The following is a 12,300-nucleotide window of genomic DNA, read 5'->3' on the forward strand; positions in this document are numbered from 1 at the left end:
TGAAGCGGCCTGGCGCGGCCGCACCCGGTTATTCCGGGCGCAGCCGCCTAGCAAACGGCCGGCGGGCGGTGGGGCGGTCGGCGGCTCAGTCGCCCAGCCGGTCGATCTGCCGGATCTTGTTGGTGACGTCGAGCGCCGCGACCTTGTAACTCTCAGCAAGTGTCGGGTAATTGAAGACAGCGTCCACCAGGTAGTCGACGGTGCCGCCGCAGCCCATCACCGCGCTGCCGATGTGGATGAGTTCGGTGGCGCCGGTGCCGAAGCAGTGCACGCCCAGGAGCTTGCGGTCGGTGGGGGAGACCAGCAGCTTCAGCATGCCGTGCGCGTCGCCGATGATCTGGCCCCGGGCCAGCTCGCGGTAGCGGGACACCCCGACCTCGAACGGGACGGCCGCGTCGGTGAGTTGGTCCTCGGTACGGCCGATGAAGCTGATCTCGGGAATGGTGTAGATGCCGATCGGCTGGAGGTCGGGCATGCCGTGCACCGGCTCGTCGAAGGCGTGGTAGGCGGCGGTGCGGCCCTGTTCCATCGAGGTCGCGGCGAGCGCCGGGAAGCCGATCACGTCGCCGACGGCGTAGATGTGCGGCACCGCGGTCCGGTAGTGCTCGTCCACCGAGATCCGGCCGCGCTTGTCCGCGCTCAACCCGGCCCGCTCCAGGCCGAGTCCGTCGGTCAGGCCCTGCCGGCCCGCGGAGTACATCACCGCGTCCGCGGCGATCTTCTTGCCGCTGGCGAGCACCGTGAGCGTGCCGTGCTCGTGCCGCTCCACGGCCGCGACGGTCTCGCCGAAACGGAAGGTCACCGCGAGGTCCCGCAGGTGGTACTTGAGCGCCTCGACCACCTCGGCGTCGCAGAAGTCCAGCATGCCGTCGCGCTGTTCGACCACCGTGACCTTGCTGCCGAGGGCGGCGAACATCGAGGCGTACTCCATGCCGATCACCCCGGCGCCCACGATCACCATCGAGCGCGGCACCCGCTCCATGCTCAGCACGCTGTCGGAGTCCAGCACGGTGCGGTCGTCGAACTCCACGCTCGCCGGGCGGGCCGGGCGGGTGCCGGTGGCGACCACCACGAAGTCCGCGGTCACCGCCCGCTCGCGGCCGGCGGCGTCGGTGACGGCGACGGTGTGCTCGTCGAGGAAGCGGCCGGTGCCGGGCAGCAGCGGCACCTGGTTGCGGCTGAGCTGGCTGCGGATCACGTCGACCTCGCGGCCGACCACGTGCTCGGTCCTGGAGGTCAGGTCGCCGATGGTGATGTCGTCCTTGAGCCGGTAGCTCTGCCCGTACATGTCCCGCTGGTTGAGGCCGGTGAGGTAGAGCACCGCCTCGCGGAGCGTCTTGGACGGGATGGTGCCGGTGTGCAGGGACACCCCGCCCAGCGTCTGCGGGCGGTCCACGATCGCCGCCCGTCTGCCGAGTTTGGCCGCGGCGATCGCCGCCTTCTGCCCGCCGGGACCGGAACCTATGACCAGTATGTCGTAGTCGCGCACCCGCAGAGTCTGTCATCGCCGCCACGGCACCGGAAGGCGTGGGAGACGGCGGTTCGGTGACGTTCCGACGCGCGCGGCCCGCGGGTGCGGCCCACCGGAGACGCGCACGGGCGCCCCTCACCGGCAAGGTCCGCCCGCGGGGCCCGCCACCGCCCGCCGCCGCCCGCCATGAAAGCGCCGCCGCCGGGCACACGACCGGCACACGGAGCGTGGCGTGGCGGAAGGAGCACTGTGGCGAGAAGCAGGGGCACGGCCGGGCGGGCCGGGCCGACCGAGCGGGCGGCCGAGCCGGAGACCGGGCGACCCGGGCGGGGCACGCGCGCCAAGCGGCCCAAGCCGTCCAAGCCGTCCAAGCGGTCCGCGCCGTCCGCGACGGCGGCACCCCGCGCCGGCCTGCGCCGCACCCGCGCCGTGTGGAGGTTCGGCCGCACCCTGGTCCGGGCGCTGGCCGCCTCATGGGACAAGGACGTCACCGAGCGCGCCGCGGCCCTGACCTACTACGCGGTGCTCGCGCTCTTCCCCGCGCTGCTGATGACGGTGTCGCTGCTGGGCATGGCCGGCGGGCCCTCGGAGAGCAGCCTGGCCGCGGGCGTCACCACGCTGCTGCCCGCCGAGTCGCGGCCCGTGGTGGCGTCGGCGCTCCAGGACATGGCGCACGACCACCGCGCGACCCTGTCGCTGGCGATAGGAGGCGGCCTGGGCGCCATGTGGTCGGCGTCCAGCTACGCGGCGGTCTTCCGGCGCGCCCTGCACACCATGTACGGCTCCGACGAGCGGCGGCCGGCCTGGCGCACCGGCCCCCGGGTCGTGCTGACCTCCCTGACGCTGCTGGTGCTGCTGGTGGCGAGCGCGGTCTGCCTGGTGGTCACCGGCGCGATCGCGCACCGTACCGGCTCGGTGCTGCACATGAGCGGGCCCGCGCAGGCGGCGTGGCGCGGCATGCGCTGGCCGCTGCTGCTGGCGGTGGCCGCCGCGCTGGTCCTGGTGCTCTTCCGCACCGGCCCGCGCGGCACCCGGTCGCTGCGCGCGATGGCGCCCGGCGGCGCACTCGCGGTGGGGCTGTGGCTGTCCGGCTCGGCCGGATTCGCCGCCTACACCGCGCACATGGGGACGTACAACCGCCTCTACGGGCCGCTGGCCGGCACGGTGATCTTCCTGGTCTGGCTGTGGTTCTCCAACCTGGCGCTGATGATCGGCGCCCACTTCAACGTCGAGCACGCGCGGGCCAGGGCGGCCCGGGCCGCCGCCGCGAAGACGTCCGCAGGCGGCGGCACGGACGGCACGGATGGCACGGGCACCGCGGACGGCACGGACGGCGAGGCCGCGGCGGACACCGGCCCAGGCTCGCGCGACGGGAGCGGCGCGGTCGCCCTTCCCGGGACGGTGGCCCGCCCGCACCCGCCCGGCGGCACCGCCGTCGCGGCCACCGACCGGTGAGCGTCCACGGCGACGGGCCCCGGCCGACCGCCCCCACGGCAGCGTGGCGCCCCGCCCCCACGGCAGCGCGGCACTCGCCGACCGGCCCGTGGGTGATAGATCCGCGGGTCGCCGAGGAAGGAATGTGCACGTGATCGTCGACTGCGCCATCTACCAGGACGGCCGCCGCACCCATACCCCGGACGACCTGTCCGACGCGCTGGACCAGGCCCGCGCGCAGGGCGACTCCTTCGTGTGGGTCGGCGTGCACGACCCGACCGAGGCCGAGTTCGCCGGCATCGCCGCGGAGTTCGGGCTGCACCCGCTGGCGGTCGAGGACGTGCTCAAGGCCCATCAGCGGCCCAAGCTGGAGATCTACCCCGACGCGCTGTTCGCCGTGGTGCGGCCGCTGCGCTACCACGACGACAGCGGCACGGTCAGCGCCGGCGAGCTGATGGTCTTCATCGGCGACGCGTTCGTGGTGACCATCCGGCACGGCGAGGCCGCCACGGCCGCCGAGGTGCGCGCCGGGCTGGAGGACAGGCCGTCGGTGCTCAAGCACGGCCCGGTCGCGGTGCTCTACGCGATCTGCGACAGCGTCGTGGACGACTACCTCGAGGTCGCCGTGGAGCTCCAGGTGGACCTGGAGGAGCTGGAGGAGAAGGTGTTCGCGCCGATCGGCGGCGACTCGGCACACATCGCCGCGACGATCTACGAGTTCAAGCGGCAGGTGATGGAGTTCCGGCGGGCCAGCGGCCCGCTCGCCGAGCCGATGGCGCGGATGGCCGCCGGCGGGATGCCGTACACCCCCCGGCGCACCCAGCCGTTCTTCCGCGACGTCGCCGACCACCTCACCCGGGTCGCCGACGCCGGGGAGTCCCTGGACCGGCTGCTGTCCGACATCCTCGCCGCGCACCTCACCCAGGTCGGCGTGCGGCAGAACGACGACATGCGCAAGATCTCCGCCTGGGCGGCCATGGCCGCGGTGCCCACGATGATCGCCGGGATCTACGGGATGAACTTCCACCACATGCCGGAACTGCGCCAGGTCTGGGGTTATCCGGCGGTGCTCGCGCTGATGGTCACGGTCGTCCTGGTGCTCTACCGGCTCTTCAAGCGGCGCGGCTGGCTGTGACAGCGGGGGGGACCGGGTATGCCCGGCCCCCACCCTTGCCCGCCGAGGCCGCCACGTCAGCGGTCAGCGGCCCCGGCACCTGCTGGCGGCCCCTATTTCTGCGGCCCCGGCGCCTGCTTGCGGCGCCTCGGCGCGCGCCCCGGCGGCTGCCTCGGCGGCTCGCGGTGGGTGATCCCCGGCAGGTCCTGCACCACTGGCCGCTCGGTGGTGAGCGTGAACGGCTTCTCGTAGTGCAGGATCTCGATCGGCGCGCCGTCGGCGAGGCAGTACGTCGCCGAGGTCCGCTTCACCTCCACCCGCAGCCGCCGGCCGCGGAAGTCCAGCCGGAAGGCGATCCTGCTGAGCGCGTCCGGCAGCCGCGGCGCGAACCGGATCGAGTCCCCGTTGAAGAGCCGCATCCCGCCGAACCCGGCCACCAGCGCCGTCCAGGTGCCCGCCAGCGCCGCGATGTGCAGGCCGTCGCGGGCGTTGTTCTCCAGGTCCTCCAGGTCCATCATCGCCGACTCGCCCAGGTAGTCGTAGGCGAGCTGGAGGTGCCCGACCTCCGCCGCGATCACCGACTGGCAGTACGCCGACAGCGACGAGTCCCGTACCGTCAGCGGCTCGTAGTAGGCGAAGCCGCGCGCCTTCTCCTCGGCGGTGAAGGCGTCTCCGCGCAGGTACATCGCCAGCACCAGGTCGGCCTGCTTGACCACCTGCTTGCGGTACAGGTCGAAGTACGGGTAATGCAGCAGCAGCGGGTAGCGATCGGGGTCGGCGCTCTCGAAGTCCCAGCGCTGGTGCCGGGTGAAGCCGGCGGACTGCTCGTGCACCCGCAGGTCCTCGTCGAAGGGTACCGTCATCGCCGAGGCCGCGTCCCGCCAAGCGGCGGTCTCCTCGTCGGTGATCTCCAGCGCGGCGGCGTGCCGCGGATGGCGCTCGGCGGCGTCGGCGGCGGCCACCAGGTTCGCCTGCGCCATCAGGTTGGTGTACACGTTGTCGTCGCAGACCGCGCTGTACTCGTCGGGCCCGGTCACGCCGTCGATGTGGAAGGCGCCCGAGTGGTCGTGGTGGCCGAGCGACCGCCACAGCCGGGCGGTCTCCGTGAGGATTTCCAGCCCGGTCTCGGCCTCGAACTCGTCGTCGCCGGTGGTGGCGACGTAGCGCACCACCGCGTCGGCGATGTCCGCGTTCACATGGAAGGCGGCGGTGCCGGCCGGCCAGTAGCTGGACGCCTCGTCGCCGTTGATGGTGCGCCAGGGGAACGTGGCGCCGGCCAGGCCGAGTTGGGCGGCCCGCTCGCGCGCGGCGGGCAGCGTGTTGTGCCGCCACCGCAGCACCTCGGAGGCGGCCTGCGGCGCGGTGAACGTCAGCAGCGGCAGCACGAACGTCTCCGCGTCCCAGAACGTGTGCCCGTCGTAGCCGGAGCCGGTCAGGCCCTTGGCGGGGATCGCCCGCTGCTCGGCGCGGGCGGCGGTCTGCAACACGTGGAACAGCGCGAAGCGGACCGCCTGCTGGATCTCGGTGTCGCCGTCGACCTCGACGTCGGCCCGCTCCCAGAAGTCGTCCAGGTACTCGCGCTGCTGGTCCAGCAGGCCCTGCCAGCCGGTGTCGCGCGCGCCCACCAGCGCCGCGTCGGCCTGGTCGCGCAGCGCGGGCAGCGAACGCGTCGCCGACCAGCCGTAGGCGACGAACTTCTCCAGCCGCAGCCGCTCGCCCTTCTCCAGCACGGCGGTGACGGTCAGCCGGCTGATGTCGTCCCCGGACTCCGAGGAGATCTGGGTGGTGGCCCGCGGCCCGTCCACCCGGTGGTCGGCGGCCGCCGCGACCCGCAGCTCGCTGCGGGTGGTGGAGTGGATCAGCCCCAGCCGGGTGCCGCCGGCGAAGTGCTCCTCGGAGACCAGCGGCGACTCCAGCGCCGCCGCCACCCGCGGGTCGCCGGTGGCCCGCGGGATCTCCTCGTTGGCCGCCAGCTCCGACTGCACCACCACCCGCACCTGCTCGTCCAGCGGCTCCACTTCGTAGGAGATCGCCGCCACCGCGCGCTGCCGGAAGGAGATCATCCGCACCGAGCGCACCCGCACCGCGCGCCCGGCCGGCGACACCCACACGCACTCGCGGCGCAGCACCCCGGCCCGCATGTCCAGCTCGCGCACGTGCGCGCGGGTGGTGCCGTACCGCAGGTCGAACGGCTCGTCGTCCACCAGCAGCCGGATCAGCTTGCCGTTGGTGACGTTGATGACGGTCTGGCCGGACTCCGGGTAGCCGAAGCCGGCCTCCGCGTACGGCAGCGGGTGCAGCTCGTGCAGGCCGTTGAGGTACGACCCCGGCAGGCCGTTCGGCTCGCCCTCGTCGAGGTTGCCGCGCCAGCCGATGTGGCCGTTGGACAGGGCGAAGACCGACTCGCTCTGCGGCAGCAGTTCCAGGTTCAGTTCGCACTCGCGCAGCGACCACGGCGCGACCTCGTAGGCGGGATCGGTGATCACGCACTCCTCCCGATCAGGTCGGCCAGATCCTTCACCACGGTGTCGGCGCCGTGCTTGCGCAGCTCGTCGGCCTGTCCGACCCGGTCCACGCCGACCACGTACCCGAAGCGGCCCTCCCGCCCGGCGTCCATCCCGACCAGCGCGTCCTCGAAGACCGCCGCCTGACCGGGGTCGAAGCCGAGCTGCTTGGCCGCGGCCAGGTAGGTGTCGGGCTTCGGCTTGCCGCGCAGCCCCTGGTCCTTGGCGGTCACGCCGTCCACCCGCACGTCCATCAGGTGCTCGATGCCCGCGGAGACCAGCACGTCGCGGGTGTTCGCGCTGGAGGACACCACCGCGGTGCGCAGCCCCGCCGCGCGTACCGCCGTCACGTAGCGCACCGAACCCTCGTACGCGGTCACGCCGTCGGTGCGGATCTTCTCCAGCACCAGGTCGTTCTTGCGGTTGCCGAGGCCGTGCACGGTGAGCGCCGACGGCGGGTCGTCGTCGTCGCCCTCGGGCAGCTCGATGTCGCGCGAGGCGAGGAAGGTCCGCACCCCGTCCGCGCGGGGCCGGCCGTCGACGTAGGTGTCGTAGTCCGTGGTGCTGTCGAACGGCCGGAAACCGTCGCCGTCCCGGTCGTGCAGGAAGGCGTCGAACATCTCCTTCCAGGCCGCGGCATGCACCAGCGCCGTCGGCGTCAGCACACCGTCGAGGTCGAAGAGGCAGGCACGTACTCTGCTCGGAAGGCCGATCTGCGTCATGCGCACCATGTGCCCCCATCCGGCGGTCGGCATGCCCGCTCCGGGCGAAGTCCCCCCGGCTCGCCGAACGGCCCGCGGCCCTGGGCCCGGGCGCGCCGAAACCGCTCGGAGCGGCAGGTCAGCCGCCGAGCCGGTTGATCTCCGGGCTGTGCAGCACGTGCGGCCCCTGCCCGTCGAGCCGCGCCACCGCCAGCATCGCCCGGCCGAGCGCCTGCGTGGTCGTCACGTGCTTCGGCGCCACCCGGCGCAGCACCGGGTACAGCCACGACGTCGCCTTGTACATCACCCGGTACCAGCCGGTGCGGGACCGCTCGCCGTGCAGCGGCTGAATCCAGCCGGGCCGGAACATGTACGCCCGCATGTCCATCGCCAGCAGCGCGTTCTCGGTGCGCCCCTTGACCAGCGCCCAGCCCGAGCGGCCCTGCTCGGTGCTGTCGGTGCCCTCGCCGGAGACGTAGGTGAAGGTCAGCTCCGGGCGGCCGGCCGCGACCGTACGGGCGGCGGCGAGCGTGCAGTCGTAGGTGATCCGGGTGTAGTCCTGCTGGCTGTGCCCGGCCGCCGACACGCCCAGGCAGTAGAAGCAGGCGTCCGCGCCCGACAGTTCCCCGGCGACCGCCGAGAAGTCGGTGAAGTCGTCGTGGAAGACCTGCCGCAGCTTCGGGTCGGCGCGCTTCAGCGGGCTGCGGGCCACCGCGACCACCTCCGTCACGTCCGGGTCGAGCAGGCACTCCCGCAGGACGCCCTGCCCGACCATCCCCGAGGCACCGAAGAGGATCACCTTCATCGCCGGCCGTCGCCGCCTTCCGTCCGTCCCGCACCGCCGTCGGCGACCGCGCGGATCGCGGGGCGCCACCGGACAGTGTGCCGCACTCCGCGACGCGCCGATCTTGCCGCTCCGTCAGGCGCCCTCCGTGGTCCGCCTTCGGGTTAACCCCCGGGCGAGGTACCGGCCTGCCGGATGGGGCGGCGGCGATCACCGCGCGAAGCTGGGGGAGGAGCCGCGCCGCGGGCAGGACCCGCGCCGACCCGTAGGACCCGCACCGATCTGTACGTGCCCGCACCCATCTGTACGACCCGCACCGATCTGTACGACCCGCACGCGCACAACAGCCGTACGACATCAGGGAGTCACCGTGCCCACTCGCCGCGCCACCGTTCTGTCGGCCGCCGCCGTCCTGCTCGCCGTCCCCGCGCGGGCGGTGGCGGCGCCGGGGCCCCGAACCGAGCCGGGCACCGCGGGTGCGGGCGGATCGGCCGACGAGAGCGCGACCGACGGCCGGCTGCGGCTGAAGCTGCCCGCGCCGAGCGGTCCCCACCCGGTCGGCACCCTGGCGCTGCGGCTGGTCGACACCTCACGCCCGGACCCGTGGACCGGCGGCCCGCACCGCGAGCTGATGGTGAGCGTCCGTTACCCGGCGCGCGCGATCCGCGGGTTCGCCGCCGCCCCGCAGATGCTGCCCGGGGAGGCGGCCGGCTGGACCGAGCTGAACAGCCTCGCCGACATCCCCGCGGACCGGGTGGACTGGGCCGCCACCCGCACCCACGCGCACCAGGGCGCGCCGGCCGGGGCAGGGCCGTACCCGGTCGTGCTCTACTCGCCGGGCGCCGGCGACCCCCGCTCGCTGGGCAGCGTGCTGTGCGACGACCTCGCCTCGCGCGGCCACGTCGTCGTCATGGTCGACCACACCTACGACGCCTCCGCCGTCGAGTTCCCCGGCGGCCGGGTCGAACGCACGCTGCTGCCAGCGGAGTTCGCCAAGGCCGTACCCGACCCCGAGCACCCCGACCCGGTGAAGATCGCGGCGCTGCTGGAGAAGGTCGTCATGGTGCGCGTCTCGGACGTCCGCTTCGTCCTCGACGCGCTGCCCGGCGCGCTGCCGGCGCCGCTGCGCGCGGTGGCGGACTTCGCCCGGGTCGGGGCCTTCGGCCAGTCTGCGGGCGGCTTCACCGCGCTCCAGGCCATGCACGACGACCGGCGTATCCACGCGGCCGCCGACTTCGACGGCGTCACCTCCTACGTCCAGGACGACGACCAGGACGGCTTCCCCTCCACCCTCACCACCGACGGGCTGGACCGGCCCTTCCTGCTGGTCGGCAAGGACGGCAACACCCCGGGCACGGTGCCCTGCTGGGGCGAGCTGGTCCGGCACAGCCACGGCTGGCACCGCGCGCTGACACTGCACGGCGCCGCGCACGGCACGTACACCGACGCGGTCGTCCTGGTGCCGCAGATCACCCGCCGGCTCGACCTGCCGCGCGCCACCCTCACCGAGAACGTCGGCACGATCGCCACCCGGCGCGCCGTCACCGCCGACCGGACGCTGCTCGCCGCGTTCTTCGGCCGCTTCCTGAGCGACCGTGCTGACCACGGCCTGCTCGACGGCCCCTCGCCGCGCCTGCCCGAGGTCCGCTTCGCCTCCTGACCGCGGGCCGAACGGACCGAACGGGCCTGAACGGGCCGGCCCGCCGCGCGGGTTGGTGTGCGCGGCGGGCCGGAACCCTGGCGTCCGCCGGCCGGTTCCCGCCAGGATGGCGTCATGTTCTTCACGGTTCTCGCCACGGCGGGCCTCGTCGTCGGAATCGGCGCCGCCGTCAAGGCGGTCAAAGACGAGGCCGCCTTCCTCCGGGTCCGCCGCCGGGGCGTGGAAATCCAGGCCGACGTCGTGGACAACGACGCGAGCCCCGTCGGCAACCGGAACACGTACTTCCTCACCCCGGTCGTCCGCTACCGCCTCAACGGCCGCTCCTACACGGCCGCGTTGTGCAACCCCAACGGCGCACCCGGCGGTGTCGGCGCGGGCATGACCATCCTGGTCCACCCCGACCATCCGTACGCGCCCTACGACCGCTACGGCGGGATGGGCACCCAGTCCCGCAACCTGCTGCTGCTCTTCGCCCTCACGGTCGCGGACTTCGCGATGATGCTCGCCCTCCGCTGAAGCCCGGGCGGGGCGGGTCCTTGGAGTGGAGGCGAGAGGCCGGGGCCTTCAGGGACGGGACGGCGACTTGGACTCGATGCGGCCCAACGGGCTCGCGCCGTCGGCCAGTTCCTCGCGGACCGCGGTCCAGCCGGAGTCGTCGAGGCCGAGGGTGTGGCGGAGGTAGGCGGTGGTGGCGCGCTGGATCAGGGCGAGCCGGCCCGGGTGCTCGTCCGTGGTCTCCCTGGCCTCGTAGCCGGGGATGCCGCCGAGCGAGTGCTCCGCGCCGAACAGGGTGAGCAGGCTCTTGTCGCCCGGGCTCAGGACGTACGGGTCGGCGAGCCAGTCCGGTCCGCGGACGGTCATCGGGGAGTCGTCCCGGTCCCCGGCGACGACGAGAGCCGGGGCCGCCATGTGCGTGAAGTCCGCGTTCATGAAGGGGTAGTTCTCGGCGGCGAACGCCGACAGGTCGGCGCCGCCCCGTCCGGCCGTGGCGAGCAGCACGCCCGCCCGCACCCGCGGGTCCGACAGGTCCTCGCCGGTGCCGCTGTCCGGATCGAGGACGCGCAGCCCCAGCAGGTTCCCCGCGGTCTGGCCGCCGAAGGAGTGCCCGGCCGCGGCGACACGGCTCCGGTCGACCCGCCCGCCGAGCCCGGGAACGGCGGCTTCCAGCAGGTCGAGCCGGTCGAGGACGCGCTTCACGTCGGCCACCCGGTGCCGCCATATCCGCGGGGTACGGGGATCGTCGGCGGGAAGGCCCACGGTCCGCGAGTCGGGGTGGGTGGGTTGCACCACCACGAAGCCGTGCGCGGCCCAGTAGTCGGTCAGCGGGCCGTAGCCGTCCGCCGACGAGCCGAAACCGTGTGAGAAGACGATGACCGGCAGGTCCCGCCCGGACACCGGCGCGGTCACCCGCACCCGCAGGTCCTCGCCGCGGTCCGGCGCGTCCAGCGCGATCGGCTTCACCGAGACGATCCGCGGGGTGCGCGCGCCGCCGACTGCCCCGGTGGGCGCCGGGTGGGTGAGGTCGCTGCGTGTCGGGTCAGCGTGCGGCGGGTCAGCGTGCGTCGGGTCGGATTTCGTCCGGTCGGTCTTCGTCCGGTCGGTCTTCGTCCGGTCGGGATCGGAGTGCGTCATGGCGGGGTTCCTCTCGGAATGCGGTGGACGCCGGCGGGGTCCGCGGGAGGCGGGGTGCCTCGGGTCGGCAGGTCGGCGGGGTCGGGTCGTACGGGCGAGCGGCGGCCGCGCGGTGTCGGGGCGCGCGGGTGCCCCGCCCGGTCCGGCACGTACGCCGTACGTGCGGTCGGTGGCGCGCCCGGGTTGGTCGCCGGCGCCCGGATCTGCCATCATGAATAAACGGGACGCCGTCCCGATTGACGATACGGGACGCTGTCTCGGTTAGCAAACCCCGTAAGCGGAGAGAGGGTGAGCGCGATGGGCGAGGGCGACCAGGGCGAGGGCGCGGGGCGCGCGGCGGCCCGGCCCAAGCGGGCGGACGCGCGGCGCAACGAGGAGAACCTGCTCGACGCGGCCGCCGCGGTCTTCGTCACCTCGGGCGTCGAGGCGCCGCTGCGCGACATCGCGGCGAAGGCCGGCGTCGGCACGGCCACGATCTACCGCCACTTCCCGACCCGGGCGGACCTCATCGTCGCCGTGTACCGGCACCAGGTCGAGGCCCTCGCGGACGCGGGCCCGGCCCTGCTGGAGTCCGCCGCGACCCCGCACGCCGCGCTGGGCCGATGGATCGACCTCTTCGTCGACTTCCTGGTCACCAAGCTCGGACTCGCCGCCGTGCTCCAGTCTGACGACCCCTGCTTCGACCCGCTGCACGCCTACTTCCTCGACCGGCTCCTGCCGGTGTGCACCGAGATGCTCGACGCCGCGGCCGCCGCCGGCGAGATCCGCCCCGACGTGGACTCCTACGAGTTGCTGCGCGGCGTCGCGAGCCTGTGCGTGGGCGCCGGCGGTCCCCGCTACGACACCCGCCGGCTGGTCGAGTTCCTCATCGCGGGGCTGCGCCGGCCGAGCTGAACGCCGGGAGGGCGCGGCGCGGTTGGCGCGCTGCGGGGGTGTTCGCGGTTCCGGGGATGCGCCGTCCGGCGGTTCGGCTTCCGGGGCTGTGCCGTACGCGGGCTGG

The 12,300-nt window shown here is 73.7% G+C and carries 10 protein-coding genes; 5 read left to right on the forward strand and 5 right to left on the reverse strand.

All coding sequences use genetic code 11. The annotated features are described in order from the left end of the window. Positions 1–85 precede the first annotated feature (85 nt). Entirely contained in the window at positions 86–1,489 is a 1,404-nt protein-coding gene (gene sthA / locus ACIPAE_RS17985) for a Si-specific NAD(P)(+) transhydrogenase (protein WP_328473296.1), read from the reverse strand. A gap of 231 nt (positions 1,490–1,720) precedes the next feature. Here sthA and ACIPAE_RS17990 point away from each other — a divergent pair, with 231 nt between their 5' ends. Continuing rightward, a complete protein-coding gene (locus ACIPAE_RS17990; RefSeq protein WP_402446136.1) occupies positions 1,721–2,926 on the forward strand; it encodes a YihY/virulence factor BrkB family protein in 1,206 nt (401 codons plus the stop codon). A gap of 130 nt (positions 2,927–3,056) precedes the next feature. Then, the gene (locus tag ACIPAE_RS17995) at positions 3,057–4,040 is read left to right on the forward strand and encodes a magnesium and cobalt transport protein CorA (protein ID WP_366411826.1); all 984 of its coding nucleotides are present in this window, start codon (positions 3,057–3,059) and stop codon (positions 4,038–4,040) included. Positions 4,041–4,132: 92 nt separating this feature from the next. Here the strand turns inward: ACIPAE_RS17995 and ACIPAE_RS18000 are convergent, their stop codons facing one another. From ACIPAE_RS18000 to ACIPAE_RS18010, 3 genes are all read right to left on the reverse strand, one after another. After that, positions 4,133–6,505 (reverse strand): glycosyl hydrolase family 65 protein, encoded by a 2,373-nt coding sequence (locus tag ACIPAE_RS18000; protein WP_366411827.1) that lies wholly within the window; start codon positions 6,503–6,505, stop codon positions 4,133–4,135. Then, on the reverse strand, positions 6,502–7,245 hold the full coding sequence (locus ACIPAE_RS18005; RefSeq protein WP_329373601.1) for a beta-phosphoglucomutase family hydrolase: 744 nt from the start codon (positions 7,243–7,245) through the stop codon (positions 6,502–6,504). The genes ACIPAE_RS18000 and ACIPAE_RS18005 overlap by 4 nt, the downstream gene beginning before the upstream one ends. Positions 7,246–7,363: 118 nt before the next feature. Continuing rightward, complete coding sequence (locus ACIPAE_RS18010; RefSeq protein WP_329361469.1) at positions 7,364–8,029, reverse strand: NAD(P)H-binding protein; 666 nt, start codon at positions 8,027–8,029, stop codon at positions 7,364–7,366. A 349-nt stretch (positions 8,030–8,378) separates the two neighbouring features. Between ACIPAE_RS18010 and ACIPAE_RS18015 the strand changes: the two genes are divergently transcribed. Then, positions 8,379–9,668, forward strand: a complete 1,290-nt coding sequence (locus tag ACIPAE_RS18015) for a hydrolase (RefSeq protein WP_402446140.1) — start codon at positions 8,379–8,381, stop codon at positions 9,666–9,668. Positions 9,669–9,782: 114 nt separating this feature from the next. After that, positions 9,783–10,184, forward strand: a complete 402-nt coding sequence (locus ACIPAE_RS18020) for a hypothetical protein (protein WP_402446142.1) — start codon at positions 9,783–9,785, stop codon at positions 10,182–10,184. A 48-nt stretch (positions 10,185–10,232) separates the two neighbouring features. Here ACIPAE_RS18020 and ACIPAE_RS18025 read toward each other — a convergent pair whose 3' ends face one another. Next, a complete protein-coding gene (locus tag ACIPAE_RS18025; protein ID WP_402446145.1) occupies positions 10,233–11,300 on the reverse strand; it encodes an alpha/beta hydrolase family protein in 1,068 nt (355 codons plus the stop codon). A gap of 297 nt (positions 11,301–11,597) precedes the next feature. Between ACIPAE_RS18025 and ACIPAE_RS18030 the strand changes: the two genes are divergently transcribed. Continuing rightward, complete coding sequence (locus ACIPAE_RS18030; RefSeq protein ID WP_328474862.1) at positions 11,598–12,194, forward strand: TetR/AcrR family transcriptional regulator; 597 nt, start codon at positions 11,598–11,600, stop codon at positions 12,192–12,194. Positions 12,195–12,300: the final 106 nt, after the last annotated feature.

It is taken from the genome of Streptomyces sp. NPDC087270, from assembly GCF_044744625.1.
Lineage (GTDB): Bacteria > Actinomycetota > Actinomycetes > Streptomycetales > Streptomycetaceae > Actinacidiphila.